We start from the raw sequence: 26,344 nt of genomic DNA, 5'->3' as shown, positions 1-26,344 counted from the left end.
AACGATGGCTCAAACAACTGTTGCAACAAAAACGGTTAAGTTTATCATCACTAGGCAGGATACTCCCGACTCGACGCCTTACACGGAAGAGTTCGAAATTCCATACCGCGCTAACATGAACGTCATTAGCGGTCTGATGGAAATTCAACGTAATCCGACCAAAGCGGACGGCGCCAAAACAGCTCCGGTATGCTGGGAATCGAACTGTCTGGAAGAAGTATGCGGCGCATGTTCGATGGTTATCAACGGCAAGCCGCGTCAAGCGTGCAGCGCCCTGATCGATAAGCTCGAGCAGCCGGTTCGCCTTGAGCCGATGCGCACGTTCCCAGTCGTTCGCGACCTTGTTATCAACCGCGAGCGTATGTTCAATGCGCTCAAGCGCGTGAAAGCTTGGATTCCAATCGACGGTACGTACGATCTTGGTCCTGGACCGCGTATGGCTGAGACGAAGCGTCAATGGGCGTACGAGCTGTCCAAATGTATGACTTGCGGCGTCTGCCTCGAGTCTTGCCCGAACGTTAACGATCGCAACAGCTTCATCGGTCCTGCCGCAATCTCGCAGGTTCGCTTGTTCAACGCTCACCCGACAGGGGAGATGAACAAGGAAGAGCGTCTCGACGCGCTTATGACGGATGGCGGTATCGAAGGCTGCGGCAACTCGCAGAACTGCGTACGCTCGTGTCCGAAGGGCATTCCGCTCACGACGTCGATCGCTGCGATCAACAAGGATACAACGAAGCACCTGTTCAAAAAATGGCTGGGGATGTAATCACCCGGTCTGCCATTATCTTTATTCACAAGCCCTCGGCGATGCCGGGGGTTTGTTTACCACATCAGAATGTTTAAGTACTTTACAGCGATAAAGCGTAAAGGAGATCATTCAGATTGGCGATAAAAACTTCCTTGCTTCCGAAGCGAGTTTGCTGTGCAAACTTGTAGGTCGCTCATCATCGAAGTACTCCGATAGGAGTTTTTCTCATTAGCAGTGCACTCGCAATCTGTTCCTTCACTTGCAGATGTATGATATTGATAATTATTATCAATGATAAAGGATAAAGGCCCGTTTTGTCAATTGCCTCCTAGCAACGGAGGTGAGCAGGCTAACCTCATAAATCTAAATGACTCAAACACGCACCACATCTGAACTAATTTAACTGTACTCCGCCCGCACACCGCACACCGCACACCGCACACCGCACACCAAAACTACTTGCAACCCCCCGTCTCTCAGAGCTTTTCAAAACTACTCACGGTTAATAGCTCCGTTTTCTCCCGTTATTTCAGGATATATTAGCTATTTATCGCGATTAACGGGAACATCTCCTGTTAATATTAACCTTTTTAGAGTGCTTGTCAGTTCGCGGCCAAATTTACAGGAGAAGTTCCAGTTATTTGTTTGGGATACTCGAAAGTTAAATAAATAACAGGAGAAACTCCAGTTAAATTATAGTAAGTCGCTAACGGCGTCTTTCGTCAGTGAATAACGAACGATTCTTTCTTGCTTGGCACCATAGGTAGGTTGCAACCAACCTTTTTCAGTTAACCTTTGTAACATTAGAATAGCGGTTTTATGATCAATCTCGAAATGTTTTTCAACGTCTTTGGGTCTGATAGAGCGTGCGTTCTGTAAGGCGAGAAGTACGAGCTCTTTCTCCGAAAGCATGACTCGGCTTGCGTTGCTACTTCGCGTTTGGAATCTGCTCAAGCACATTCTAAGCATGGATATACATAGTTCAGGCCGCTGCTCAACGTCGTCATAGGCGAAGGAGAGCACATGATAACCCATAGCAAACAGGAACATCTCACGATTGAGCTCGTTGCAGTATTTGTGCCTATCCATGTCTCTCACATGTGTCGCATACCCCTTAATTTCGACTAGAAGTTTTACATGACCGGGAAGCCAGGCAAAGTCGGCAAAGTAGGAACGGCCGCGCCAATCAGGCACTTCATATTCGGGATGCAGTTGATCGAAGCTGCCTTGGAGCGGCCACCAGACGTTGCGAAGGAACATCATTTCGGCATGTTGATGACCTCGCTCGAGACGGCCTTTCCGTTCGCCTTTCCGTTTATCTAGATGTTGTTGAATATAATTACTGTGCGCTGCTTCATAACTAATACTCATTGAACATCATCCTTTCCATAAAAAAACGCCCCGCATCAGCCGCACTTCGGCTTATTACGGGACGTTCTTCGTCTCTTGCTTATGATTATAGAGGATATGCCGAATGAAGCATAGTCCAGCAACAAAAAAACCGCCTTCGCGGTTTTTTTGTTACATCCATTCTTCTCCCCATTTTTGAATCGATTCAATAACAGGTTGAAGTTCACGACCTTTATTCGTCAAATCATACTCGATACGAACGGGCATCTCCGGATACACGTTCCGGTTAATGATGTTCTGTGTCTCAAGCTCCTTCATTCGGTCCGTTAGCATCTTGTCGCTCATCTCGGGAATTTGCTCTTTTATTTCTTTGAACCGTTTAGGCCCGCCAAGCAAAACCCGAATAATTCTGCCAGTCCATTTTTTACCTAATATGTCGGCCGCGGCTTCATACTTTGGGCACATTGTCGAATAATCCAACCGTATCACCCCGCTTTTTGTATTTCTATTGTAGCATATGTACGAACAAAAAGTAAGTGCAATTCAAGGTTACACACAAAAAAACTTTACATAGGTTATATGCTTGACAAAAGTAAGTAACAATAATATTATAAGTGTCATAGCATAACACATGCGAAACAAACAAAACAGGATGAAAGGTGAGATTGAAATGTTGGATACGGGGTTATTAATTATTAGGGTTATTATTGGTTTGTTGATGGTAGGCCATGGCGCACAGAAGCTGTTTGGGATGTTCGGAGGTTATGGAATTAAAGGGACGGCAGGTTGGCTTGAATCGATTGGCATGAAACCAGGCGTATTGATGGCAGTAGGCGCAGGGGCGGCGGAATTAATTGGCGGGTTGTTGTTTGCAACAGGACTTGTTACGTGGCTGGGAGCGGTGCTCCTTATCGGAACGATGCTGGTTGCTATCATTAAAGTACATGCTGCTAACGGACTGTGGTCGACCAGCAACGGATACGAGTACAACTTGGTTCTGATCGCGGTGTTGCTCGGCGTTGCGCTAACAGGGGCTGGGGACTACTCGATCGACGCTTTGATACAATAATAAGATAGCAAGGAAGGAAGGGATTGATATGTTGCACATTCATCGTGCGGAAGATAGACATCAGTCGGATCACGGGTGGCTGCGTACCAGCTTTAGCTTCTCATTCGCAGATTATTATGATCCGAACAATATGCAGTTCGGCCCGATGCGTGTTTTAAATGACGACTGGATCGCTCCTTCCAAAGGGTTCGGGATGCATCCCCATCAAGAGATGGAGATCGTAACGATTGTGTTGAAAGGACATTTGGAGCATAAAGACAGCATCGGCAACACGGCACAGACGACATGGGGCGGCATACAGCGCATGTCAGCGGGTACAGGCTTGTTTCATTCGGAATATAATCGTTCGGAGGATGAATCGCTTGAATTGTTGCAAATGTGGTTTTTGCCGAAAATATCCGGTCTGAAGCCTACTTATGAAACAACGTCGTTCGATACGGAGGTGCTGAAGGAGAGACTGACTCTAGTCGTGAGCGGGGATGAGTCGAAGCAGCAGTTAGGCAGTATTGCCCGGATTCATCAGGACATGTCCATCTACCTCGCTGAGCCGCGGGAAGGTAGCAGTCATACCTATTCGCTTGAACAAGGGAGAAAAGGATTGCTGTTCGTATTAGAAGGTTCCATACAACTGAATGGGGATATCGTGCTCGGAAGAAGAGATTCAGCGAGGATCACGGATGAGCAGGAGCTTGTCCTGACTGCATCCGAGAACAGCAGAATCATGTTGATTGATCTGCCTTAACCTTATGTTATAAACGAATAACGATTAAACCGAGCAACGTTAATACGAAGGCTGTCCATTGCATAATGGATAGCCTTTCTTTGTATACGAGAATAGCGCCTGCTGCAACAACAAGGCTATTGGTTGCAAAGATGGGAGCTGCCAGATTAGCTTGCCCCGTCGATAATGCGACTGCATAAAGCTGAAGGCCGCCATAAGAGAAGAGGCCTGCGATTAAACCGAACCATAAACCCGTGCGAACAGATTCGCGTGAAATGCTCTTGCCAACCGGTCGAATGAACCATAGCATCGACAAGATATAAGCAATGAACAGAATGGGAGCGCTTGGCAATCCGAGCTCCTCGGTCACCTTCAGACCGCCGTTGCGCAAAGCGAACATGACGATTGCGATGCCAACGAGCCAAAACCAACGCTTTTCCGATATCGTTAACGGTTCTTTGCGCTTATGGGCGATGAAGAAGACTGCGAGCAGCAGCAGCGTTATACCGATGGCTTCGGTTGATGATAGAGGTTCGCTGTACCACCAAGTTCCAAGCGCAACGACCAAAATAATGTTCATATTCGTTAATGGCGATGTAAGGCTGGCAGGTCCGAACTCGAGCGCTTTCATAAATAGAGAGTTGCCAAGTGCTGATCCGATGCCGATTATGATACCGGCGATCCATACTTTAGGGCTGCCAAGCATCGCGATATTGCCTTCGATCGCTGAATGGATGCCGAAGCCGAGGGAGCCTGCTGCATACAAGCCGAGCAACAGCATGCCAGTTGAACCGCCGCGCATTTGGGATACTTTCATCCACCAGCCGGCTAGTCCAAACAATATGGCGCTGCTGATGGCCGTGATGAGCCACATGATGTTCCAACTCCCCTAAATTTGTTACACAATTGAAATGCTTCTGTTATGAACGTATTACATTAAGGGGCTATTATAATAAACAAGACCCCCTTTTTTAATATATCTCTTGGGACCTGCGACGTGCAGGTCCACTTTTTTTTGCCCAAAATCCTATAGAGGTACGATAACCTGCTCGCGCTTCCGATAGAACACCCAATGCTTGAAGCCGATTTCCTTCAGCCTGGCACGCACGAGCTCAAGTTCGTCTCCTACCCGGCTGGGGATGTGGGCATCCGATCCGAATGTGACATTAACGCCGAAGTGGAGCGCCCTCTCTAATATCGCATCCGAAGGATACCAGCCGCCAACATCTTTGGTGCTGCCGGACGTATTGATTTCAATGGATACGCCGCATTCTCCGATCGTTCGGAGCGTATCATCGATCGCAGCCGCCGCCGGAATATCCGAGAAGGACGGGTAATAACCCTTCATCGCATCGATATGGCCCAATATATCGAACATGCCGCTAAGCGCAGATTGCTTAATAAGATCGTAATAGGCTTCCTTTGACTCCACATGCTGCCGTTCGTCCAGCCCCTTCCACCGATTGCGGTTGAAAATGCTGACACCTCCGACCTGATGCACCGACCCGATCAAATAATCGAACGGTACATTAGCGAATGCTTGCCGATAGACGTCCGCATGTTCGGGATAGAAATCGGATTCCATCCCGAGCAGCACCTCGATTTTACCTTCATATTTGCGCTTCAAGCGAAGCACTTCTTCTATGTAGTTGGCAAAATCGCTTCGAGCCATTGCGATTCCCGGCGATGGTTGATCCTGCTCGTGATAAAAGTAAGGAGAGTGATCGGAAATTCCGATCGCCTGAAGCCCGGCTTCCATGCCGGCAATAATGTAGTCTTCGATCGTGCCATTCGCATGGCCGCATCTAACATGATGCGTGTGAAGGTCAAATTTCATCTAGTATCGCTCCTAACTGGCGAGATAAATAAAACTATACATACGAGTGCAAATCGTTCGAATGTTATTCGGAGCTGATGAAATGGTGCTCCGGCATCCCTTTTAAGTCGCTAATGAACTGGCGCATCGCCGTATTCAAGTAACGGCCTGATTTGTAGACGACGCCTACGGGGTGGCTCGTTTCGAGCTCAGTAACCTTTATCATCTTTAGTGTGCCCAGTCGTAGCTCATTGGCGATGGAAAGCTTTGACACGACGGCCGCCCCAAGATTGATCTCGACCATTCTTTTGATTTCCTCGCTGCTCGATACTTCCATGACGATATTCGGCTGAATGTTGTATTTGCGGAAAATTTGATCCACGAATCGGCGTCCAAGCGTATCCGGCGCGAGCATAATCATCGGTATGTCCTTTAATTTATCGACAGTTGTATGCGTGAGACTGCTCATGGGATGCGAGGGCGGCACAACAAGCTCGAACGTATCGTAATAAAGAACGGAGGAATGGATGTTCGGATTTTTCTCGAATAAGTAGGAAATGCCGATATCGACCGAGCCGTTCTCGACACTGGCCATGACTTGCGTTGAGGACATCGTATGAATAGTAGTCTTAATTAATGGGAACTGGTTTTGGAAATAAGATAATACCCGCGGCAATATTTGAATCGCGATAGATGATGTTGTTCCGAGCACGATATGACCTTGCGGGGTTGCATGCAGATCGGAAAGCTTCTGTTTCAATTCCTCTACAATCGACAAAATTTGCTCGGCATGCTCCAAAAAAACTTGACCGTGGTCAGTCAAGGTAACGGGCTGGTTACGATCGATTAGAACGGTTTTGAATTCATCCTCAAGGGTCTTGATCTGTGCGGATACGGCAGGCTGCGTGAGGTTGAGTAGCTCGCCCGCTTTGCGGAAGCTCATCGTCTTGGAGATGGTGAGGAGCGTTTCAAGCTGGCTAATGTTCACGATAATCCTCCTTAGTCGTTACAGGCTGTTCAATAACGACCTTTCTATTATAAATGAAATATCGTTCAACGGCAAAAAAAGACCGCGTCTTCTACAGGTTGGGGAGCCTGAGTAGCGCGGTCTGAGCAGTAAGCCGTACGGCTTAGTTCAGAGCCATTCTTTTTTGCGGAAAATGTAGAACATGCAAATGCCGAGCAAAAGCATGACACCTAGCAGCACATAGGAACCGAAGCGCAAATGCAGACCAGGAATGAAGTCGAAGTTCATCCCGTAAATGCCGGTGATGAAGGTCAATGGCATGAATATGGTTGTAATCGCCGTAAACACGCGCATAATTTCATTGGCCCGGTTGGCTACGCTGGACTGGTAAGCTTCTCGTAAGTTGCCCATCAAATCGCGGTACGTGTCGAAAGACTCCGCGATCTTCAGCGCATTCTCATAAATATCGCTAAAGTACTTTTGGAGCTGGTCGTCGATCAGCTTCAGGTCTTTCTTGTTAAGCGTCGCAATGACATCGCGCTGAGGACCGAGTACTTTGCGAAGCCAGAGAATCTCGCCGCGCAGACCGATAATTTCATTCAGATGCGATTTCTTCGTATGCATCAGAATGTTCTCTTCAAGCAACTCGATCCGATCGTCGATCCGATCGCCGACGAGGAAATAGTTGTCGACGACAATATCGACGAGATGATAGAGGAAATAGTCCGGGCTGCTGACTTCCTGTTCCCATAGGACGGGCTTCAGCGAACGCAGTTCGTTAATTTTTTGCTTCGTAACGGTAATAATAAAGTGGCGGCCGAGAAAAATGTTCAGCGCGCGCAGAAAAATTTCTTCATCGTCGAAACGGATGCTGTTAATAACGATAAAATAATGGCTTTCATAAATTTCGATCTTCGGACGCTGCTCTTCTTCGCTGAGGCAATCCTCTACAGCCAGATCATGCATGTTGAATAAAGGCTGCAGGACAGCCAAATCCTCAACATCGGCGTCAATCCAATAAAAACCCTCTTTGGGCGGTAAAAGTGTTTGATTAATGTCTTCAATAGGTGCAAATACACCATTGTTCACGAGACGTATTTTCATATGCAGTCACTCCTTCAATAAAGGTAGAGGAACTGCCGGCTCAATAGGCGGATGCGCAGGGTTAAACCCGATGTCCGCGAGCCGTGCGATGATTAGATATCATCGCGAATGAGCAAGCGTCATCGCTATCAACAGGCCTGCGGGTCGCAGAGAACCGGCAGCAACCGTATTCGGTCGATTTCGGGCTTCGGGTCGCCGTCCATGTTCGTATTCACTCCTTCTTTTAGTGGAATTACAGGACATAATTCTTGTCTAGTATACTCCTGCTTTCGCTTTACATACAAGCATAATTACAACGTTCTGCGCCTATAATGTGTTTATACGAGAACGTAAATCTTGACGCCGTCCGCGTAATGCATTAAAGTGAAAATAATTAGTAAATCGCGACAATCGAATAGACAACTTTCTTATCAAGAGCAGGCGGAGGGACTAGCCCGATGAAGCCCGGCAACCGGCGTAAGCACGGTGCTAATTCTTGCGGAAACAGTAATGTTTCTGAGAGATGAGAGAGGCGGACGGCTTCTTTACCGAGCCATAAGGCCTTTTCTCACAGCAGAAAGGGTCTTTTTGCATTTTCCGGTTGAAGTAAGCAACCTACAGAGGAGTTGAGCGACATGCCAATCAAAGTTCCAGATCATTTGCCGGCAAAAGAAGTACTAAGCAACGAGAATATTTTCGTGATGGACGAGAGCATCGCTTATCATCAAGACATCCGTCCGCTTCGCATTGCCATATTGAACCTCATGCCTACGAAGGAAACGACGGAGACGCAATTGCTTCGCCTCATCGGCAACACGCCGCTTCAGGTGGAAGTGGTGCTGCTGCATCCGAAGACGCATACGTCTAAGAATACATCCTCCGAGCATCTGGAATCGTTTTATAAGACGTTCCACGAAATCGCGCATGAGTATTACGATGGGCTTATCATAACGGGAGCTCCGGTTGAGCATATGCCGTTCGAGGACGTCAATTATTGGGAAGAGCTTAAGGAAATCATGGACTGGAGCACGAAGCGCGTCACTTCGACCTTCCATATCTGTTGGGCTGCTCAAGCAGGACTCTACCATCATTACGGCGTGCCGAAATACAATCTGGATAATAAAATGTTCGGGGTCTTCCCGCATTCGATTGAGACCGATAAGCGCAACGTTAATCTTCTCCGCGGCTTCGACGAGCTGTTCTACGTACCGCAATCGCGCCATACGGAAGTTCGCCGCGAAGACATAGATGCGATCGAGCGGCTTGATATTTTATCGGAATCGGCTGATTCCGGTGTCTATCTCGTCGCCTCCCGCGATGGCAAACAGATTTTCGTAACTGGCCACTCGGAATACGATCCGGCTTCACTGAAGTACGAGTACGACAGGGATAAGTCCAGAGGACTAGAAATTGACGTTCCGGTCAATTATTTCCCGGGAGATAATCCAAGCAATGTACCCTTGTCGACATGGAGAGCGCATGCGAACCTGTTATTCTCCAATTGGCTCAATTATTACGTTTATCAACAAACACCGTACGATTTGGGTGCCGGTATTTAATAATAATAGGGGAGTGCGTATCAAGCATGAAAATCGAAAGTCATTTGGCACAAATCGGCTCAATCAAAGAGCCTGTAACGGGAGCAGTAAGCTTCCCTGTCTATCAATCAACAGCGTTCCGCCATCCGAAGCTCGGACAAAGCACGGGATTTGACTACACCCGTACGAAGAACCCGACAAGGGCGGTATTGGAAGAAGCAGCAGCGCAGCTCGAATCCGGAGATGCTGGCTTTGCCTGTAGCTCGGGCATGGCTGCTTTGCAGACGATATTCGCTTTGTTCAGCCAAGGCGATCACCTAATCGTCTCCCTTGATCTATATGGCGGTACATACCGGTTGCTTGAACGGATCATGAGCCGGTTCGGCGTTACAGCTTCTTATGTTGACACAAATGATATCGACGGTATGTCGGCGTTGTGGCAACCGAATACGAAGGCGGTTATTATCGAGACGCCGACGAATCCGCTGATGATGATTACGGATCTTGAACGCGTATGCTCGTGGGCGAAGTCCAAAGGCTTGATTACGATTGTCGACAATACGTTATTAACGCCGTACTTCCAGCGTCCGATTGAATTAGGCGCGGATATCGTCATTCATAGCGCGACCAAATATTTGGGCGGTCACAATGACGTGCTTGCCGGTCTGATCGTGACGAAAGGCAAGGAGCTTTCCGAACAAATCGCGTTCCTGCACAATTCGATCGGGGCGGTTCTTGGGCCGCAGGATTCATGGCTGCTTATGCGCGGCATGAAGACGCTAGCGCTTCGTATGGATCGCCATCAGCATAACGCAACTGTAATAGCGAATTACCTGCTAGAGCATGAAGCGGTATCTGATGTGTACTACCCGGCGCTTAAGCATCATCCCGGCCACGATGTTCAAAGCCGCCAATCGTCTGGCAACACGGGTATCTTCTCCTTCCGCGTGAAGGATGCACGTTATATTGAGCCGATTCTGCGCCATATTAAGCTGATTGCATTCGCTGAGAGCCTCGGCGGTGTCGAATCGCTAATGACGTACCCGGCTGTTCAGACACATGCCGATATTCCGCTTGAGATTCGCCAAGCGATTGGCGTTGACGACCGCCTCCTTCGTTTCTCGGTAGGCATTGAGCATTCGGACGACTTAATTGCTGATCTTGAGCAAGCCTTTGCTGCAGCAAAAATCGAGATCGAGGAGGGGCAGTAACAGCATGAGCGAACAGAATAACAAAAATCGCAAGTTTGCGACGAAGCTGCTACACTTCGGCGCTGAGATCGATGAACAGACGGGCGCATCAAGCGTTCCGATCTTCCAAGCATCAACTTTCCATCATCATGATATATTCAATCCGCCGCAATATGATTACAGCAGATCGGGTAATCCAACCCGTCAAGCGCTAGAGGATTATATAGCATTGCTTGAGGGCGGCACGCATGGTTTCGCATTCGCATCGGGCATGGCGGCGATTTCGACGACATTTCTGCTATTGTCTGCAGGCGAGCATGTCATCGTAACCGAGGATGTATACGGCGGCACTTACCGACTGTTGACGACGATACTAAGCCGTCTCGGAATCGAGTCGACCTTCGTCGACATGACGGACTTCGAAGCGGTGAAGTCGGCATTGAAGCCGAATACGAAAGCGGTATTCATGGAGACGCCGTCCAATCCAACACTTAAGATTACGAATATCGCCGAGACGACGGCTTGGGCGAAGGAGCATGGCTTGCTGACGATGCTCGACAATACGTTCATGACGCCGTATCACCAGCGTCCAATCGAACAGGGCGTCGACATCGTGCTGCATAGCGCGACGAAGTTCTTGAGCGGGCATAGCGACGTGTTGGCAGGCCTTGCGGTTACAGCCGACGAAGGCCTCGGCCGCCGCTTGAAGACGTTGCAGAACGGTATGGGAACCGTACTTAGCGCACAGGAGTCTTGGCTGCTTATGCGCGGTATGAAGACGCTGCAAGCACGTATGGAACATAGCGAACGCAGCACGCGTAAGCTGGCTGAATGGCTTTCGAATCATCCGCTTGTCGAATCCGTGTATTATCCAGGCCTAGCTGACCATCCGGGTCGTGAAATTCACGAAAGCCAATCGCTTGGCTACGGAGCGGTCGTGTCATTCGACGTAGGCAGCGGCGACAAAGCGAAGAAAGTGCTTAACGCCGTGCAGATTCCGCTCGTTGCGGTAAGTCTCGGCGCCGTGGAAAGCATCCTCTCCTATCCGGCGATGATGTCCCATGCGGCGATGCCTCGCGAAGTGCGACTGGAGCGCGGCATTACGGACGGCCTCGTGCGCTATTCGGTAGGCCTCGAAGATATCGATGATCTGATTGCAGACCTCGACGCGGCACTTCGCGCTTAATTGTGGTTTGGTTTCTTACAATGGACACGGAATTTCCTTCTGAAGGGGGATCTTCCGTGTTTTGTTGTTATGTCTACTGTGTTCGTAACGAACCGAGATAAGTCAGATTGAGGTGCTTGTGCACCATTCTTCTCAATATTGACATTTTGATATGTTCGTGATGGGTTACTTTAGCGACGCGTTTATGATAGGATTATTCATTGAAAGACTAATTAGATCGGAATGAAGGAGGTCTACGGAATGAGTACGTTGGACCGTATATTGGATAAATCGCTTCGCGGCGAACGCATTACGCTGGAAGAGGGAATGGAACTGCTTGCATCGGATCAGATCGAGAAGATGGGGCATGTAGCCAATCAAATTATGTTGAGGAAGCATCCTGAGCCGATAACGACATTCGTCGTAGGCCGCAACGTCAATTACACGAATGTGTGCGACGTATATTGCCGCTTCTGCGCGTTCTATCGCGCGCCGGGTTCCAAGGAAGGTTATGTGCTGGACGATGAGCTGATTTTGAGCAAAATTCAAGAAACAGTCGACGTTGGCGGCACTGAAATATTGATGCAGGGCGGAACAAACCCGAACTTGCCGTTCACTTACTATACGGACCTGCTGCGCAAGATTAAGCAGCACTTCCCGAACATAACGATGCATTCGTTCTCCCCGGCGGAGATTCAGAAGATGAAGGTTGTATCGGACGGCTTGTCGCTTGATGAAGTTATTAAGCAGATCCATGAAGCGGGATTGGATTCGCTGCCAGGCGGCGGTGCGGAAATTCTCGATGATCGAACACGTCGCAAGATTAGCCGTCTGAAAGGGTCATGGACGGATTGGATGGACGTTATGAAGTCAGCCCACCGTCATGGCATGAACACAACGGCTACTATGGTATACGGATTGGGCGAGACCGTTGAGGAGCGCGCTCTTCACATGCTTCGCATTCGCGACGCACAGGATGAATGCATCGCGAACAAATACGATTCGAAGGGCTTCCTGGCGTTCATCTCATGGCCGTTCCAGCCGGACAATACGAATCTGAAGCTGGAGAAGGCGAAGCCGGAGGAATATCTCCGTATCGTTGCGGCTAGCCGGATTATGCTCGATAACATCGACAACTTCCAATCGTCGTGGGTTACGATGGGGCCGGAGATGGGCAAGCTTTCGCTGTCTTACGGTTGCAATGACTTCGGCAGCACGATGATTGAGGAGAACGTTGTATCGGCCGCAGGCACGACGCACAAGGTCAATATTGAACTTATTCTTAAGTTGATCCGTGAAGCGGGCAAGATTCCCGCTCAACGGGATACGAAATACAATATTATTAAGATGTATGAAGAATCCGAGCATGCTGCAACGGACTTTGTCATGCAGAACTAGCACGCGATAAATGAGCATTAACGATAGCGCTTGTCTGATTTTTCCTATTCATAGGATTAACTCAGACAGGCGCTTTATGTTTATTGTCTTGATACCATGAATGCCCAAGCTTATTCCAATCTCTTCATCGTATATCCCCCACGGGGAGACCATATACTGATAAGGAACGAAAGGGGTGAGCTCATGGAGCTGTTTACTGTATCGTTGTCTGCAAGCGCACCGCCTAGGGCGGGCGAATTAGCCAAATCAATGACAGAACAAGCGGTCGTTGCTTTACATATCGACTCAAACGCGCAAACAGCCGCAGCAGTTGAGTTTCTGATGACTAGCGGGCATGATATTCGTTGCGACGCCGTACTGCCGGCTTTTCAATTGCAGTCGCATGGGCCGGGCGTTTATAGGGCGACCTCGAGCGTTTTGGCCGAATATGTGGTGAATGAGCTGGAGTCTGGCATACTAGCCTCCATCATTCGCAAGAAATATCGGAACAATCCGAACGCCGAACCAGCGGTTATTGAGAAATATTGCCATGAAATGCTGCACGGCAAAGAGTGGGATGGCCTTGGGACGAAGTTTCTGGATGCGGATCGGCAACGGCGCAAAAACAAAGTAGCCGAAGAAATTGAATCGTATTTGCAGACACATACGCATCTAAATTTGGCTGGCTTTGCAACGTTTCGCTTAGAGCTGTATCGCAAGGAGCTTGCCGAGGTGGTCGAGTATGCACTCGACGAATACGTGCTTGATAAGCAGTATCAAGAGTTCATCTCGCTGCTCAAGTATTTCGTGTTTCTTCAAGAAACGAAAGTGCCGCATGTGCATTTGCTTCACAAAGGCGGACATGAGTTCTCGATCTACAATGAGTTTTTTCAACCGCTTGAACCAAAGCCGCCATCCGATCGAATCGTAGCTGAGATGCTGGAGACGGAGATGAATATTGAAGACATGGTTATAAGCTCGCTAATCTCCGTATCGCCGAAACATATTACGATCCATACGAGACAGCCGGATATGCAGGTGATACGAACGATTGAGACGATCTTCGACTCCAGAGTAACGGTATGTGTGAAATGCGCTTCCTGCAGCAGCAGCTTCGATGAGCTCGTTCAGCCTTAATTTTCTTGACCGATAGCGCCAACAACGCTATAATTGTTCACATATACGATGTGAACAGCAACGACAAAGACATGTATTGGCTAACGGTGCTCGGCTCAGAGAGAGGAAACGACGGCTGCAATTTCCTTCCGAACATAAGACAATATACCCCTTTGAAGCTGTACAGTTGAACCTGAAGCGTTATCGGATTTGTCCGAATAGCACAAAGCAGTAAGCTGTACCGGTAATCCCCGTTATCGGATATTTACAAGGACTGCGGTGAAGCAATAGCAAGCAGTCGAAGTAGGGTGGAACCACGGGTATGCAAGCACTCGTCCCTTCGCGGGATGCGTGCTTTTTTTGCGTTCAAATAACGCTATGAATGACGCTCTCGCTGCAGCAATAGTCGATTAGCACACAGGAGGATGAAGGATAATGGCAATTCAAGTGACTTTCCCGGATGGCGCGGTACGCGAGTACGAAGCCGGAACTACCGTTGAAGAAGTAGCGGGCTCGATTAGCTCCGGACTTAAGAAAAATGCGATTGCAGGTAAAATTAACGGCAAGGTAGTAGACGTCTACACGCCGATCGAAGCGGACAGCGCGATTGAGATCGTAACCGTAGAATCGGCTGACGGCCTTGAAGTATATCGCCACAGTACGGCGCATCTAATGGCGCAAGCGATCAAGCGAATCTATGGCGACACAGCCGTAAAGCTTGGTATCGGTCCCGTCATCGAAGACGGCTTCTATTATGATATTGACATGGAGCAGTCGCTTACACCCGAGGATCTCGTTAAGATCGAGAAGGAAATGGAGAAGATCGTCCAGCAAAATCTCGATATTCGCCGCCGCGTTGTAAGCAGAGCGGAAGCGCTGGATATCTTCACGAAGCTTGACGACAACCTGAAGCTCGAGCTCATTCGCGATCTGCCAGAAGAGTCGGTTATAACCATGTACGATCAAGGCGAGTTCTTTGACTTGTGCCGCGGACCTCATCTGCCGTCTACTGGCCGTATCAAAGCGTTCAAGCTGCTTAGCGTCGCAGGAGCTTACTGGCGCGGGGATTCGAAGAACAAGATGCTGCAGCGTATTTACGGAACGGCATTCCCTAAGAAAGCGCAGCTTGACGAGCACCTTCACTTCCTAGAGGAAGCGAAGAAGCGCGACCACCGCAAGCTCGGCCGCGAGCTGAAGATGTTCACATTCTCCCGTGAAGTCGGTCAAGGTCTGCCGCTATGGCTGCCGAACGGCTCGAAGGTTCGCAGAACGATGGAGCGTTATATCGTTGACCTGGAAGAGCGTCTAGGCTATGAGCATGTGTACACGCCAGTACTGGCTAACGTGGAGCTATACAAAACGTCCGGCCACTGGGAGCACTACAGCGAGGATATGTTCCCGAAAATGATTATGGACAACGAAGAACTTGTTCTTCGTCCGATGAACTGTCCGCATCACATGATGGTATTCAAAAGCGATATGCGCAGCTACCGTGATCTGCCTGTCCGTATTGCGGAGCTCGGCACGATGCACCGTTACGAAATGTCCGGTGCGCTTACAGGTCTTCACCGTGTTCGCGCCATGACGCTGAATGACGCGCACATCTTCTGTCGACCGGATCAAATCAAGGAAGAATTCGCTCGTGTCGTTAACTTAATTCGCAAAGTGTATGAGGATTTCGGTATTAAGGAATACCGCTTCCGCTTGTCGTACCGCGATCCGCAGGATACGGAGAAGTATTTCCAAAACGACGAGATGTGGGAAATGTCGCAGCGGATGCTGCGCGAGGTTGTTGAGGAGCTCGATCTTCCGTTCTTCGAGGCGGAAGGCGAGGCCGCGTTCTACGGCCCTAAGCTCGACGTACAGATCAAGACGGCGCTTGGCAAGGAAGAGACGCTCTCCACTGCACAACTCGATTTCCTGCTGCCTGAGCGCTTCGAGCTCGAATATGTCGGCGACGACGGCAAGAAGCACCGCCCGGTCGTTATTCACCGCGGCATTATTAGTACGATGGAGCGTATGACAGCGTTCTTGCTTGAGAACTTCGCCGGCGCATTGCCGCTATGGCTATCGCCGGTACAAGCGAAGGTCATTCCCGTATCGACTGCGTATGAGGAATATGCGCGCAGCGTTGCCGAACAATTGCAAGCAAGCGGCATTCGCGTAGAGAGCGATCTCCGCAACGAGAAGCTTGGTTACAAGATTCGCGAAGCGCAGCTTGAGAAAGCGCCGTACATGCTCGTTGTCGGCGAGAACGAGATGCAAGCGGGCGCTGTTTCGGTCCGCAAACGCGGCGAAGGCGACATCGGCGCTATGCCAGTCGCAGAATTGATCGGTCTGCTTCAGAAGCAGATCGCCGAGAAGCAGCAATAAGCCAAATCAATAGCGATCACGCATAAAGCTTGTGCCGTCTGGGCATTATTCTCTGTGAGGAGGAAGTAGCCCAGATGGTAACAAGCTTTTTTTATTGGATCAAAGCAATCCCGTTACTGCTCTACATGGCGATCATTGCTGTAGCTATGAATATGACGGCTGCAGCTAGCGTCTCAGCGGAAGGGGATGCCGCATCGCGGCATATGAGCGCAGAACAAATGGCGAGAGTCCAAGCATATACGAAGCAGAAGGAGCAGCCGGATACGGTCAAGGTCGTAGCGACAGGTTACACGGCCGGAGTAGAATCGACAGGCAAGCGTCCGGGTCATCCGCAATACGGTATTACGTATTCCGGCGTCAAGGTGAGGCGAGATCAAGTTTCTACGATTGCGGCTGACCCGAAGTTTCTGCCGATTGGCACGCTTCTTTATATTCCGGGGTACGGCTATGGCGTTGTAGCCGATACGGGCAAGGCGATCAAGGGTAACAAGATCGATCTATATTTCGAGACGATCAAAGAAGTATACGAGCAATGGGGCAAGCGAACGGTCGACGTTCAGGTGCTTAGACGGGGGACGGGAAAGCTGTCTCAGTCCTGGTTAAACCAAATCAATCAAGCGGTTGAAGCCGGCAAGCCGATCCCTCAAACATACCTTGAATCGTGACAAAATGATCGAATAATAAGGTGCAAACTTGCCATACTATTGATGGACGGGGAGGTGAATACAATGGCAAAGAACAAAAACAACAAAGCACAGAACAACCAGTACAATGCCGAATTCGCTGAAGAGTTCAATCAGAACAATTCGAATGCGGCTGGCAAACAATCGAACGCTGTGCAGCAAAAAGCGCAGAAGTAACGTTAGCGACATAAGCGCGTAACTGAAACAACCGATACAAAGCGATAATGCCGCCATAGGTTTTCCTATGGCGGCTTCTTCGTATGAAGGTGCATCTGAAAGCGCTTTACACCTGTCGAATGCTAGTATATAATGTAGGAAATTTTTGTATTATGATGCTGAGAGGGGCAGAAATTTGTCATGAGCGCTGTCACACGTTGGTTTTCACGTAATAACTCGTCTGCAGAAGGTGCTTCTGCCGGGGAACAGCATGAACGGATGACGAAGCTGTTGAACGAATCGGTCGTCATTTCCGACCAATTGAATGCAGCGGTAGACGAGGTAGATCAAACGATCGGCCATCTCACTGATATTGCGGATCAGTCCGCCGTGCAAGAGCAGTCGCTTCGCGCCAAGAGTTCTCTCGCGATGAGCAGAATCGAGGAGACATTCGCCGCCTTGCAAGAGGTATCGTCTGCGGCAGAGGAAATAAATGAAGCGTCAGAACATCTGAACAAGAAAAGTAAAGAAACGAAGGAAGTCGTCATCGAAGTATGCCGCTCCCTCACAAGCACCGATCAGGTTATGAGCGATCTGAACGCACATAATCAGAATATGGAGCAGCACATCCGTCAGTTGATCGACCAGACCTCATACATAAATGAAATTAACCAATTTATTCAAGAAATTGTGTCCCAGACCTCGCTTCTGGCGCTGAACGCTTCGATTGAAGCAGCCCATGCCGGCGAATACGGACGCGGGTTCGCCGTTGTTGCCCAGCAGATCAAGAAACTTGCCGAGCAAAGCGGAGAAGCTGTTAAGCGCTCATCCGAGCTTGTCGAACAGATCGAGAGCGGTGTTAAGCGCGTTGTCGACGCGGTTGAACTGGAGAAAGCGTCCGTTGAGCGAGGCGTTGCCCAAATGTCGGTCAACAAGGAACGGATGGACGTTATTTTCTCGCGCATCATTGAAGTGGATGAGCTTGTGCAGCAGACGAGTGCGGCAAGCAGTCAACAGACAGCACATATGACAGGTACGACATTGATGCTGAAGGATGTTGTTGGTTCTGTCGATGAGACGCTCCAAAGCGTGGACGGCACGCTTAGGATGACGAAGAAGCAGCGTGAACAGATTGGCAAGCTGAACCGTATCGGCCGTAACCTGCAGCGCTCTTCTGCCGATCTGACGAAAGCGATCGATCAAGTGGGCATTAAACGATTGGACAAGACAGTGAAAGTCAACGTCCAGTCGCTGCTGGAATGGCTAAGAGCCGTGGCGGCCGATCAAGAGCTTGCATCGCTTGACGAATCGAAGCACGAAGCAAGACTGACCGAGCTGCTTCGCTCGAAGCCGGAGATAGAAGCGATATGGTCCAATCGGGATGACGGATCTTTCCTATTCTCCCTTCCGGAGGCAGGCTTGCTGAATGCAAAGGGACGTGATTGGTGGAAGCGGGCGATTACAGGTCAGACGTTTCAATCGGAGATATACGTATCGGCGATTACAAAGCAGCCATGCTTGACCATATCCGTTCCGATCGTGAAGGATGGAGCTAAGATCATAGGTGTCATAGGAGCCGATATTTCATTATAGCAATATTCAACTTGCACAAAAAAATAGCTGACATGGACAACATTCAGACAAAAAAACAGTTTTCAAACCGCCTTTACTTGTTGTATGATTATCAATGTAAGTAATAATCACATGACAAGACAGGTGAACTATCATGGTAGATCCGATTATTCATACGGCCTATAGCCGCACGTCACATCATTATAAAGCGGGCGAAGTATTTCCGTTTATTGACGCTTTCGTAGCGAAGAAGGAACAGGAAATTACGGAAATCGAACAAATGGTCGAGCGTTACGAGAAGCGCCGCTTAATGGAGGATCGCGCCTACCAATCCATGTCTACGCTAAAGAGGCTGCTTTCCGGCAAGAAACCGGATCATCACTTGGCAGTCGAATACATTCATTTCGTGAAGAAGCCGATGGAGAAGGTACGTGCCCTAAGGCTGGAGATTGAGAATGCAAGATCGATTCAAAGCCGTGCTTCCGCGAACGACATCGTATCGGTATCGGATGAGCTTGCAGTTGAGATGATCGATTAATTAACATCATATATAGAAGAAGAACCGTCAGATCGTATATGCGATCCGACGGTTCTTTTTTTCAATTGCTTTTCAGTTTATCGACATCAAGGAAGTCATGCTCCTGGCTGTAAGCTGGAACGCCGTGAATGCCGACATCGAGACCGACCAATTCTTCGTCCTTCGATACGCGAACGGGAATGATTTTGCGAATAAGCCATAACACGCCCCATGTGATAACGAAGCCCCACACCGACACAATAACGAGTCCAAGCGCTTGTACGCCTAGCAGGCTCCAGCCTCCGCCGTAGAACAGGCCGTAATAGCCTTTGCCGATTCCCACGGTCAGCTCCGGCATTGCGAACAAGCCGACGGCGATTGTGCCAAGACTACCGCTAATGCCATGAACCGCGAACGCGCCGACGGGATCGTCGATTTGTTTCTTCTCCAGCCATTCCGTTACGAGCACCATTGCGATGCCGCAGACTGCGCCGATGCCGATTGCCGCGCCATCGGATACGAATGCGCAGCCGGCTGTAATGCCGACAAGCCCTGCAAGCGAGCCGTTAATGACCATCGGCGGGTCAGCCTTCTTGTAGCGGAACATCGTGAACAGGATACAAGTAGCCCCGCCGGCGGCAGCCGACAGCATCGTCGTGACGGCGATATGGCCGATTGCGGTGTTGGTTGCGCTAAGCGTACTGCCTGCATTGAAGCCGAACCAGCCAAACCAAAGAATGAACGCTCCAACCGAGGCGAGCGGCAGATTGGAAGGCGGCACGATATTGACTTTGCCGTCAGCCATGAATTTGCCGATACGCGGGCCGATGAAGATCGCAGCGGCAAGCGCCGAGAAGCCTCCGAGCGCGTGAATGACGGCTGAGCCTGCGAAGTCGATCATGCCTAGTTTGCCGATAAATCCGTTGCCTGACCAGACCCAATGTCCCGCAAGCGGGTAGATAAGTCCGGTCATCGCGATTGTCAGCAAAATATAAGCTCTAAAGTTGATTCTCTCTGCGACTGCGCCGGATACGATAGAAATAACTGCGATAACAAAGGCGCACTGGAACAGCCAATACGTTTCATTGGAAATGTTCAACTGGATATGCGATAGATCGCCATTCATTAGAAAGCCGGTCGTACCGATAAGGCCGCCGGCGTCCTTGCCGTACATAAATGCAAAGCCGATAAAGTAAAAGACGAGTGCGCCGAATGCAATATCCACGAATACTTTCATAATAATACTGACAGCGTTCTTCTGCCTTACGAAGCCTGCTTCCAGCAAAGCGAAGCCGCCCTCCATAAGTAAAATCATCGCCGCCGTCAAAACGACCCATATCGTATCCAGTCCCTTTGACAGTTCTATAATGTCCATTGTTGTCATCCCCGATCGTCATGTCATGTATGGTTCGCGATATGCAGCTATTGCCGCCCAGGATGGCATTAACCGATAACACTTATCTCTTTCTCCTAATCCGTTCATCATTATAAATAGTAGGAGTTAGCTATGTCAACGTCCTTGCGTTATGTTTTGTAACGCATGTTAGCTATTTTTGGCGTGATAAGTAGAAAAAAGCCATTTTTGCTCGACAAGTCGTAAGTAATCTCAGTCTCTAGACCGATTCACATTTCAATCGGCCGTCCCTTTTTATAATGCCATGTCGTCCGTTATACTAGAGCTATCACATTCAAAGGCGCAGTCTTGAAGGAGTTGGATAGGGATGAACGGAAATTTTTTCGGGCGATTGTTAACCGGGGTCGTCATCATAGCGATAGGCATCATGTTTTTGTTGCGACAAATGGGACATGTAAGCTTTGATTTCGGCGAAGTGTTCTCAACGTATTGGCCGGTTATCATTATTTATACCGGCTTACACGGATTAATCAGAGGGTCTGGCTGGTGGAACGGCATTGTGCTCATCGTCGGATTCGTCTTCTTGGGACGCAACCTCGAATGGTTCGACTGGTCGCTTGGAGATATTATTCCTTATTTATGGCCGATTATTATTATCGTAGTAGGCTTTAAGATGCTTTGGAGGCCGAGACGCAATTATGATCCGCCTTCTGACGATTGGGAGCAGTATCCTTTCTCAAGTGATGAAGACGTGCCTCCGGCGCCGCCGCTTCATCCGGATCCATTAAAAGGACCGAACCTAAAGAAGGAAGCTAATCCGGAGCAAGTGAAGCATGACGATCGTTCAGGTAGCTGGACGTTCTCGCCGGGCGCAGATTACGGGGTAGAGGATCCGCCAGTAAAAAAGCATAGTAAGCACTGGACTCACCATCAGCAGCATCGTGCCTACAAAGAATGGAAGCATCACATGAAGCATGGCCACCATATGGAGCATGTGGAATGGTGGAATCATGGCGATAAGGGCGTGCAGAGCAGGTCCGGTTTTATCGGCGATATTCATATCGGGCAAGACTATTGGGAGCTTAAGCCGCTTAACGTGTCGCACTTCATCGGAGATACCATTCTCGATCTGACGAAGGCGCAAGTGGCGGTCGGAGAAACGAGAATCCATATTTCCTCGTTTATCGGCGATGTGAAGGTTTTCGTGCCGAACGATTACGAGATTGGCGTACAGGTTCTGACGAGCTCGTTCATCGGCGATGTAAAGATATTGGATCGGAAAGAGGGCGGCATGTTCAAGCATATCAACATTCAATCCCCTTCATACAGCGATTCGGATAAAAAAATCAAGCTGATCGTCAGCACCTTTATCGGCGATGTGCGTGTTACGAAGGTGGGGTAACGGGGATGATGGTACGTTTCCTTCGAAGCGGCAAGTGGGAGCTGATCGCGATGTTCGTGGCAGCTTCGGTCGTTTCGTTCGTACTCGCCGCTGTTACATGGAGCGGATTGAAGAATGAGACACCAATGACGGAAGTTCGCCTCGGGGCGGCCTCCGTCTTCCTGCTTGTCAGCGTCGTCTTCGGCTACTGGGCGGCACAGCGCATTCAGAGGCGGATCGATACGCTTCATCTGTCGTTCAAGCAGGCGGTTAACGGCAATTACAGTGTTCGAATTACGGAGTTCGGCCACGTCTCGTTCAATGAGCTGTATCGCGAATTCAATGCGCTGGCAGAACAGATGGAAGAGAAGATGAAGTGGATTCAAATGGTAGGCGAGGAGCAGGTCATGGAGGGGGCGCTTTCGAATGAGGCCGCGGTTCTCGAGGAACGGAAGCGGCTTGCGAGAGACTTGCATGATACGGTTAGCCAACAGCTGTTCGCTATTCATATGTGCGCCTCGTCGCTGCCTAAGCTGCAGCAGGTTGACCGTGAGCGTGCGGATTCGGTTATGGAGCAGCTTGTCCAAATGTCGAACACGGCACAAAAGCAGATGCGCAACTTCATTGCCCAGCTAAGGCCGATGGAGCTGGAAGGCCAAACGCTGCATGAGGCGCTTAACAAATGGTTTCCCGATTATTGCCGGCAAAACAGTTTGCAAGGCGTGCTGGAATGGCGGTTGATGGGCGAGCTGTCCGAAGCAAAGGAGCATCAGCTATTCCTTATTATTCAGGAAGCGATTGCGAATGTAGTGAAGCATGCGAGAGCAAGTCAATGTACGCTAACGCTTGCGGATACGGAACGGCAAGTCGTCATGAGCTTGCAGGATGACGGGGAAGGCTTCAAGGTTAGCGACGTAAAGCGCGGTTCCTACGGCCTGACGACGATGCAGGAGCGGGCGCAGAAGCTTGGCGGCAAGACGGAAATACTGAGTAAACCTGGCAGCGGCACGAGAGTGAAAGTGACAATACCAACGATATGGCGGGGAGAGAACAGGAAATGAGCGTAACGGATACGATTAAGATGATGATCGTTGACGATCACGATATGGTTAGGACAGGGCTGCGGACTTATCTGATGCTTGAGCCGAAGTTTGAAGTCATTGCCGAAGCAGGAAGCGGGCAAGAAGCGCTGAATGTGCTTGGCAACAGAACGCAGGAGACGTTGCCTGACATGATCCTAATGGATTTAATGATGCCGGGAATGGACGGTATCGAGACGACGAGAGCTGTATTGGCTAAGTATCCGAATATAAAGATCGTGATGCTCACGAGTTTCCTGGAGGATGACAAAGTATATGGGGCCATCGAGGCGGGAGCGACCAGCTATGTACTGAAGACGGTATCGTCCGAAGAGCTGATCTATGCGCTCGGCGCCGCATTCAAAGGAATGCCGGTCATGACCGCGGACGTCTCGCAGGCGCTGACGAGAGGTTTGCGTCAACGGACGGCGCAATCCGGCGACGAAGGCCTTACGGAGCGTGAGAAGGAAGTGCTGCTGCTCATTGCCGACGGTCAATCCAATAAGGAGATTGCCGAGGAGCTTCATATTAGTATCAAAACGGTCAAGACGCATGTCAGCAATCTATTGATGAAATGCGAGCTAGAGGATCGTACGCAGCTTGCGGTGCTTGCGCATCGCAAAGGCTGGGCGAAGCGCACATAATATGGGATGAGGCGGTTATACTACCTTTTAACGTGCGTTCGTAAGCAGCGAATGCGAATACGGGCGTAAGCGCAAGCGAAAAGGAGTAGACTGTCATGAAATTTATTTCATCATCGCTAGAGTCCATCGAACAGAACTTCAATGAAGCCAGAGCGGTGCTTGAGCAGCATCAATTTACTTTGGGAGGCAATTGGGAGTATAGCAACGGCTCCTTCGACCGAGCACTGGATGAATCCCATAAAGTATGGCTTCGTATTCCGTTCGATGTCGTAACCGGCTATATCGATAGCGAGACAACGGAGAACGATGCAACGATTAGACTTGGCAAGCCATATGTGCTTAAGCATATTTATCAAGAGGGCAATGATCCCGAAGCTTCAATAAGAACCTTCGGCGCAATGTTCGATCAGTTCCAATCGCCTTCTAATCCCGATGCGCCGGTCGAAGACCGGTGGATTACGCGCGCGAAGCAGGCAATATCCGAGGTTGAGGGGTTATTTTAATTGTTGAATTGAGATGAATGAAATAACTGGAACTTCTCCTGATAAGAGAAATTCCAGTTATTTCGAACAGAGATAATTTATTTGTTTTGAAGAGATCTTAGTCTCGAAATAACTCCGATGGGAGTTTTTTTTATTTCTGTTTAAATTCCTTTTAAGTTTGTTTTAAGGTAGAATGTGCATGATAGAACTAATAAAACGAGCTCGCCTCTTATGGAATACGAGAGTAGAGGCATGAACAATATCCTTCAAGGAGGCTTAACACGATGGACGATCAAAACAACAAAAAAGGCTATGATGAGTTTTTTCGCGATCATAATGATGAGCAGCAAGACGCAAGCGGAACAAATGAGCAGGAGCAGTATGAAGCGGAGCCGATAGCTTCGGACCTTCCTGAACAGACAGCTAAGCCTTCCTATTATTATTCATATGGACCATTCAAAGCCGGCGCTCAATCCGATTCCTCGCAGCCGAATCGTTATCAATCGGCGGGTTCGCAGCCGCAGCCGGAACAGCTACAGGCAAATTCGGCGCAGACTACTAATGCTGATGCTAATGATACGACTTACGTAACTTCCGATGCAGACGATAACGTTAATGTACCTCAGCCCGTTCAGCAGCAAATTCGTCCATTCACACCGGTTAGCCCAGGGGGCAAAGGTCCTTGGACGGTCAGAGAGCCGAAGCGCACCTCTTTCAAAGCGATGTTCGCCTCGTTCCTTGCTGGTGTCGTTCTCGTAGGCGGACTGATGTGGACGGCAGACACGCGCAACTGGTTCACAGCGGATCAAGTGCAAGCGACTGTGAAAGAATCGACGGGCAGCGGCACGCAAGCCGGAGTAGGCAGCACGACAGGCGGTTCAGCCTCAACGGCAGCTGCGCGGACGGATGATGTTGCCGGTCTGTTCGAAACGGCAAGTCCGGCTGTCGTGAAGATCGAGACGTTCACGAACGTATCGACCGGCAACGGCGGCAGCATGCTGGATGATTCCTTCTTCCGCCAGTTCTTCGGCAATGACTTCCCTGACTCGCAGCAGCAGCAGCCAGAGCAAGGCAATGATGATCAAATGCAGCAGACGGGCATCGGAACAGGCTTCTTCTTCGACAAGTCCGGTTATATTCTTACGAACCAGCATGTTGTCGGTGAATCTGACAAAATCGAGGTCATCGTGCAAGGCTACGATAAGCCGTTCACGGCTGAGCTGCTAGGATCAAGTTACGAATTAGACCTTGCTGTGCTTAAAGTGACAGGAGAAAAGGAATTCCCGACCTTGCCGCTAGGCAGCTCAGATAACATTAATATTGGCGACACCGTCGTTGCGATCGGCAATCCGTACGGCTTCGATCATACCGTAACCGTCGGCGTGCTAAGCGCGAAGGAACGTCCGATCGATATTCAAGATACGCAAGGCGAGCGCAACTATGAGCATTTGCTGCAGACTGACGCTTCGATTAACCCAGGTAACTCTGGAGGCCCGCTGCTCAATCTGAACGGCGAAGTCGTAGGTATCAATACAGCTGTTAGTTCGCAAGCACAAGGTATCGGCTTCGCCATTCCGACAAGTACGATCCAAGAGGTGCTTGACAGTCTCAAGAGCAATGTAGAAATTCCGAAGGAAGCTATTCCGTTCATCGGAGCGGAGCTATCCGATGTGACAGAAGAGATCGCGAAGCAACTTGGACTGAGCAAGGCTGAAGGATCAATCGTACGCAACGTGTACTACAAATCGCCTGCACATTTGGGCGGCATTCAACAGTATGACGTTATCGTGGGAATCGATGGCAAGAAATACAGCAATACGCAATCGTTAATCGAGGCGATTAAGAAGCACAAAGTTGACGACAAAGTGGAACTGAATATTATCCGCCAAGGCAAAGAGCAAAATGTCGAGGTCGTCATCGGCGACAAAAATAAATTCGTTACAGAGTAAGCGAGCATCGC

Annotated in this window: 25 protein-coding genes and 1 riboswitch; of the genes, 18 read left to right on the top strand and 7 right to left on the bottom strand. The window is 49.5% G+C overall.

Annotated features, from left to right (window positions below):
- The first annotated feature begins 4 nt into the window (after positions 1-4).
- Positions 5-769, top strand: a complete 765-nt coding sequence (gene sdhB, locus AC0YN0_RS24020) for a succinate dehydrogenase iron-sulfur subunit (RefSeq protein WP_442051757.1) — start codon at positions 5-7, stop codon at positions 767-769.
- A gap of 675 nt (positions 770-1,444) precedes the next feature.
- Here sdhB and AC0YN0_RS24015 read toward each other — a convergent pair.
- A complete protein-coding gene (locus AC0YN0_RS24015; RefSeq protein ID WP_475823544.1) occupies positions 1,445-2,122 on the bottom strand; it encodes a DUF559 domain-containing protein in 678 nt (225 codons plus the stop codon).
- 150 nt (positions 2,123-2,272) lie between these two features.
- Positions 2,273-2,566: a winged helix-turn-helix transcriptional regulator gene (locus tag AC0YN0_RS24010; RefSeq protein ID WP_475823543.1), complete on the bottom strand. Its 294-nt coding sequence runs from the start codon at positions 2,564-2,566 to the stop codon at positions 2,273-2,275.
- A gap of 205 nt (positions 2,567-2,771) precedes the next feature.
- On the opposite strand from AC0YN0_RS24010, the gene AC0YN0_RS24005 reads away from it, so the two are divergent.
- Both AC0YN0_RS24005 and AC0YN0_RS24000 read left to right on the top strand, forming a co-directional pair.
- On the top strand, positions 2,772-3,170 hold the full coding sequence (locus AC0YN0_RS24005; protein WP_475823542.1) for a DoxX family protein: 399 nt from the start codon (positions 2,772-2,774) through the stop codon (positions 3,168-3,170).
- A 28-nt stretch (positions 3,171-3,198) separates the two neighbouring features.
- Positions 3,199-3,912 carry a pirin family protein gene (locus AC0YN0_RS24000; RefSeq protein WP_475823541.1) on the top strand — a complete coding sequence of 238 codons (714 nt, stop codon included), beginning with the start codon at positions 3,199-3,201 and terminating at the stop codon, positions 3,910-3,912.
- Between the two features lie 7 nt (positions 3,913-3,919).
- Here AC0YN0_RS24000 and AC0YN0_RS23995 read toward each other — a convergent pair whose 3' ends face one another.
- From AC0YN0_RS23995 to corA, 4 genes are all read right to left on the bottom strand, one after another.
- The gene (locus AC0YN0_RS23995; RefSeq protein ID WP_475823540.1) at positions 3,920-4,765 is read right to left on the bottom strand and encodes an EamA family transporter; all 846 of its coding nucleotides are present in this window, start codon (positions 4,763-4,765) and stop codon (positions 3,920-3,922) included.
- A gap of 153 nt (positions 4,766-4,918) precedes the next feature.
- Entirely contained in the window at positions 4,919-5,728 is an 810-nt protein-coding gene (locus tag AC0YN0_RS23990; protein WP_475823539.1) for a histidinol-phosphatase, read from the bottom strand.
- Positions 5,729-5,792: 64 nt separating this feature from the next.
- Positions 5,793-6,695: a LysR family transcriptional regulator gene (locus AC0YN0_RS23985; RefSeq protein ID WP_442050314.1), complete on the bottom strand. Its 903-nt coding sequence runs from the start codon at positions 6,693-6,695 to the stop codon at positions 5,793-5,795.
- A gap of 147 nt (positions 6,696-6,842) precedes the next feature.
- Complete coding sequence (corA, locus tag AC0YN0_RS23980; RefSeq protein WP_337098037.1) at positions 6,843-7,778, bottom strand: magnesium/cobalt transporter CorA; 936 nt, start codon at positions 7,776-7,778, stop codon at positions 6,843-6,845.
- A gap of 404 nt (positions 7,779-8,182) precedes the next feature.
- Positions 8,183-8,287, top strand: a riboswitch (SAM riboswitch).
- 105 nt (positions 8,288-8,392) lie between these two features.
- On the opposite strand from corA, the gene metA reads away from it, so the two are divergent.
- The 10 genes from metA (at position 8,393) to AC0YN0_RS23930 (ending at position 19,465) form a co-directional block, all read left to right on the top strand.
- Positions 8,393-9,316: a homoserine O-acetyltransferase MetA gene (gene metA, locus AC0YN0_RS23975; RefSeq protein WP_475823538.1), complete on the top strand. Its 924-nt coding sequence runs from the start codon at positions 8,393-8,395 to the stop codon at positions 9,314-9,316.
- Positions 9,317-9,342: 26 nt separating this feature from the next.
- Positions 9,343-10,506, top strand: a complete 1,164-nt coding sequence (locus AC0YN0_RS23970; RefSeq protein WP_475823537.1) for an aminotransferase class I/II-fold pyridoxal phosphate-dependent enzyme — start codon at positions 9,343-9,345, stop codon at positions 10,504-10,506.
- A 4-nt stretch (positions 10,507-10,510) separates the two neighbouring features.
- Complete coding sequence (locus AC0YN0_RS23965; protein WP_475823536.1) at positions 10,511-11,671, top strand: aminotransferase class I/II-fold pyridoxal phosphate-dependent enzyme; 1,161 nt, start codon at positions 10,511-10,513, stop codon at positions 11,669-11,671.
- A 240-nt stretch (positions 11,672-11,911) separates the two neighbouring features.
- Complete coding sequence (gene mqnC, locus AC0YN0_RS23960; RefSeq protein ID WP_475823535.1) at positions 11,912-13,048, top strand: cyclic dehypoxanthinyl futalosine synthase; 1,137 nt, start codon at positions 11,912-11,914, stop codon at positions 13,046-13,048.
- Positions 13,049-13,231: 183 nt separating this feature from the next.
- A complete protein-coding gene (locus tag AC0YN0_RS23955) occupies positions 13,232-14,164 on the top strand; it encodes a putative sporulation protein YtxC (protein ID WP_337098032.1) in 933 nt (310 codons plus the stop codon).
- Between the two features lie 414 nt (positions 14,165-14,578).
- Positions 14,579-16,516, top strand: coding sequence for a threonine--tRNA ligase (thrS, locus tag AC0YN0_RS23950; RefSeq protein ID WP_475823534.1), 1,938 nt, complete (start codon positions 14,579-14,581; stop codon positions 16,514-16,516).
- Positions 16,517-16,590: 74 nt separating this feature from the next.
- Positions 16,591-17,181, top strand: a complete 591-nt coding sequence (locus AC0YN0_RS23945) for a 3D domain-containing protein (protein ID WP_337098030.1) — start codon at positions 16,591-16,593, stop codon at positions 17,179-17,181.
- 63 nt (positions 17,182-17,244) lie between these two features.
- Positions 17,245-17,376 (top strand): hypothetical protein, encoded by a 132-nt coding sequence (locus AC0YN0_RS23940; protein ID WP_442050322.1) that lies wholly within the window; start codon positions 17,245-17,247, stop codon positions 17,374-17,376.
- Positions 17,377-17,556: 180 nt separating this feature from the next.
- On the top strand, positions 17,557-18,948 hold the full coding sequence (locus tag AC0YN0_RS23935) for a methyl-accepting chemotaxis protein (protein WP_475823533.1): 1,392 nt from the start codon (positions 17,557-17,559) through the stop codon (positions 18,946-18,948).
- 133 nt (positions 18,949-19,081) lie between these two features.
- A complete protein-coding gene (locus tag AC0YN0_RS23930; protein WP_475823532.1) occupies positions 19,082-19,465 on the top strand; it encodes a hypothetical protein in 384 nt (127 codons plus the stop codon).
- A 61-nt stretch (positions 19,466-19,526) separates the two neighbouring features.
- On the opposite strand, the gene AC0YN0_RS23925 is transcribed toward AC0YN0_RS23930, so the two are convergent.
- A complete protein-coding gene (locus AC0YN0_RS23925) occupies positions 19,527-20,819 on the bottom strand; it encodes an ammonium transporter (RefSeq protein ID WP_475823531.1) in 1,293 nt (430 codons plus the stop codon).
- A 346-nt stretch (positions 20,820-21,165) separates the two neighbouring features.
- Here AC0YN0_RS23925 and liaF point away from each other — a divergent pair, with 346 nt between their 5' ends.
- The 5 genes from liaF to AC0YN0_RS23900 all read left to right on the top strand — a co-directional run bounded on the left by liaF (position 21,166) and on the right by AC0YN0_RS23900 (position 26,333).
- Positions 21,166-22,200: a cell wall-active antibiotics response protein LiaF gene (liaF, locus tag AC0YN0_RS23920; protein ID WP_475823530.1), complete on the top strand. Its 1,035-nt coding sequence runs from the start codon at positions 21,166-21,168 to the stop codon at positions 22,198-22,200.
- A 5-nt stretch (positions 22,201-22,205) separates the two neighbouring features.
- A complete protein-coding gene (locus AC0YN0_RS23915) occupies positions 22,206-23,240 on the top strand; it encodes a sensor histidine kinase (RefSeq protein ID WP_475823529.1) in 1,035 nt (344 codons plus the stop codon).
- Positions 23,237-23,902 (top strand): response regulator, encoded by a 666-nt coding sequence (locus AC0YN0_RS23910; RefSeq protein ID WP_475823528.1) that lies wholly within the window; start codon positions 23,237-23,239, stop codon positions 23,900-23,902. The genes AC0YN0_RS23915 and AC0YN0_RS23910 overlap by 4 nt, the downstream gene beginning before the upstream one ends.
- A 95-nt stretch (positions 23,903-23,997) precedes the next feature.
- Positions 23,998-24,405 (top strand): YugN family protein, encoded by a 408-nt coding sequence (locus tag AC0YN0_RS23905; protein ID WP_475823527.1) that lies wholly within the window; start codon positions 23,998-24,000, stop codon positions 24,403-24,405.
- Between the two features lie 263 nt (positions 24,406-24,668).
- Positions 24,669-26,333 carry a S1C family serine protease gene (locus AC0YN0_RS23900; RefSeq protein WP_475823526.1) on the top strand — a complete coding sequence of 555 codons (1,665 nt, stop codon included), beginning with the start codon at positions 24,669-24,671 and terminating at the stop codon, positions 26,331-26,333.
- Positions 26,334-26,344: the final 11 nt, after the last annotated feature.

Source organism: Paenibacillus sp. J22P218, from assembly GCF_056269195.1.
This window is presented reverse-complemented; position numbering and strand designations above follow the sequence as displayed.

Coding starts and splice junctions, on each gene's coding strand:
- AC0YN0_RS23990 (WP_475823539.1), bottom strand. CDS start 5,728: ATGAAATTTGACCTTCACACGCATCATGTTAGATGCGGCCATGCGAAT.
- AC0YN0_RS23900 (WP_475823526.1), top strand. CDS start 24,669: ATGGACGATCAAAACAACAAAAAAGGCTATGATGAGTTTTTTCGCGAT.
- liaF (WP_475823530.1), top strand. CDS start 21,166: ATGAACGGAAATTTTTTCGGGCGATTGTTAACCGGGGTCGTCATCATA.
- AC0YN0_RS23915 (WP_475823529.1), top strand. CDS start 22,206: ATGATGGTACGTTTCCTTCGAAGCGGCAAGTGGGAGCTGATCGCGATG.
- AC0YN0_RS24015 (WP_475823544.1), bottom strand. CDS start 2,122: ATGAGTATTAGTTATGAAGCAGCGCACAGTAATTATATTCAACAACAT.
- AC0YN0_RS23930 (WP_475823532.1), top strand. CDS start 19,082: ATGGTAGATCCGATTATTCATACGGCCTATAGCCGCACGTCACATCAT.
- AC0YN0_RS23965 (WP_475823536.1), top strand. CDS start 10,511: ATGAGCGAACAGAATAACAAAAATCGCAAGTTTGCGACGAAGCTGCTA.
- metA (WP_475823538.1), top strand. CDS start 8,393: ATGCCAATCAAAGTTCCAGATCATTTGCCGGCAAAAGAAGTACTAAGC.
- AC0YN0_RS23910 (WP_475823528.1), top strand. CDS start 23,237: ATGAGCGTAACGGATACGATTAAGATGATGATCGTTGACGATCACGAT.
- corA (WP_337098037.1), bottom strand. CDS start 7,778: ATGAAAATACGTCTCGTGAACAATGGTGTATTTGCACCTATTGAAGAC.
- AC0YN0_RS24000 (WP_475823541.1), top strand. CDS start 3,199: ATGTTGCACATTCATCGTGCGGAAGATAGACATCAGTCGGATCACGGG.
- AC0YN0_RS23995 (WP_475823540.1), bottom strand. CDS start 4,765: ATGTGGCTCATCACGGCCATCAGCAGCGCCATATTGTTTGGACTAGCC.
- AC0YN0_RS23940 (WP_442050322.1), top strand. CDS start 17,245: ATGGCAAAGAACAAAAACAACAAAGCACAGAACAACCAGTACAATGCC.
- thrS (WP_475823534.1), top strand. CDS start 14,579: ATGGCAATTCAAGTGACTTTCCCGGATGGCGCGGTACGCGAGTACGAA.
- mqnC (WP_475823535.1), top strand. CDS start 11,912: ATGAGTACGTTGGACCGTATATTGGATAAATCGCTTCGCGGCGAACGC.
- AC0YN0_RS23905 (WP_475823527.1), top strand. CDS start 23,998: ATGAAATTTATTTCATCATCGCTAGAGTCCATCGAACAGAACTTCAAT.
- AC0YN0_RS23945 (WP_337098030.1), top strand. CDS start 16,591: ATGGTAACAAGCTTTTTTTATTGGATCAAAGCAATCCCGTTACTGCTC.
- sdhB (WP_442051757.1), top strand. CDS start 5: ATGGCTCAAACAACTGTTGCAACAAAAACGGTTAAGTTTATCATCACT.
- AC0YN0_RS23935 (WP_475823533.1), top strand. CDS start 17,557: ATGAGCGCTGTCACACGTTGGTTTTCACGTAATAACTCGTCTGCAGAA.
- AC0YN0_RS23925 (WP_475823531.1), bottom strand. CDS start 20,819: ATGGACATTATAGAACTGTCAAAGGGACTGGATACGATATGGGTCGTT.
- AC0YN0_RS23970 (WP_475823537.1), top strand. CDS start 9,343: ATGAAAATCGAAAGTCATTTGGCACAAATCGGCTCAATCAAAGAGCCT.
- AC0YN0_RS24010 (WP_475823543.1), bottom strand. CDS start 2,566: ATGTGCCCAAAGTATGAAGCCGCGGCCGACATATTAGGTAAAAAATGG.
- AC0YN0_RS23955 (WP_337098032.1), top strand. CDS start 13,232: ATGGAGCTGTTTACTGTATCGTTGTCTGCAAGCGCACCGCCTAGGGCG.
- AC0YN0_RS24005 (WP_475823542.1), top strand. CDS start 2,772: ATGTTGGATACGGGGTTATTAATTATTAGGGTTATTATTGGTTTGTTG.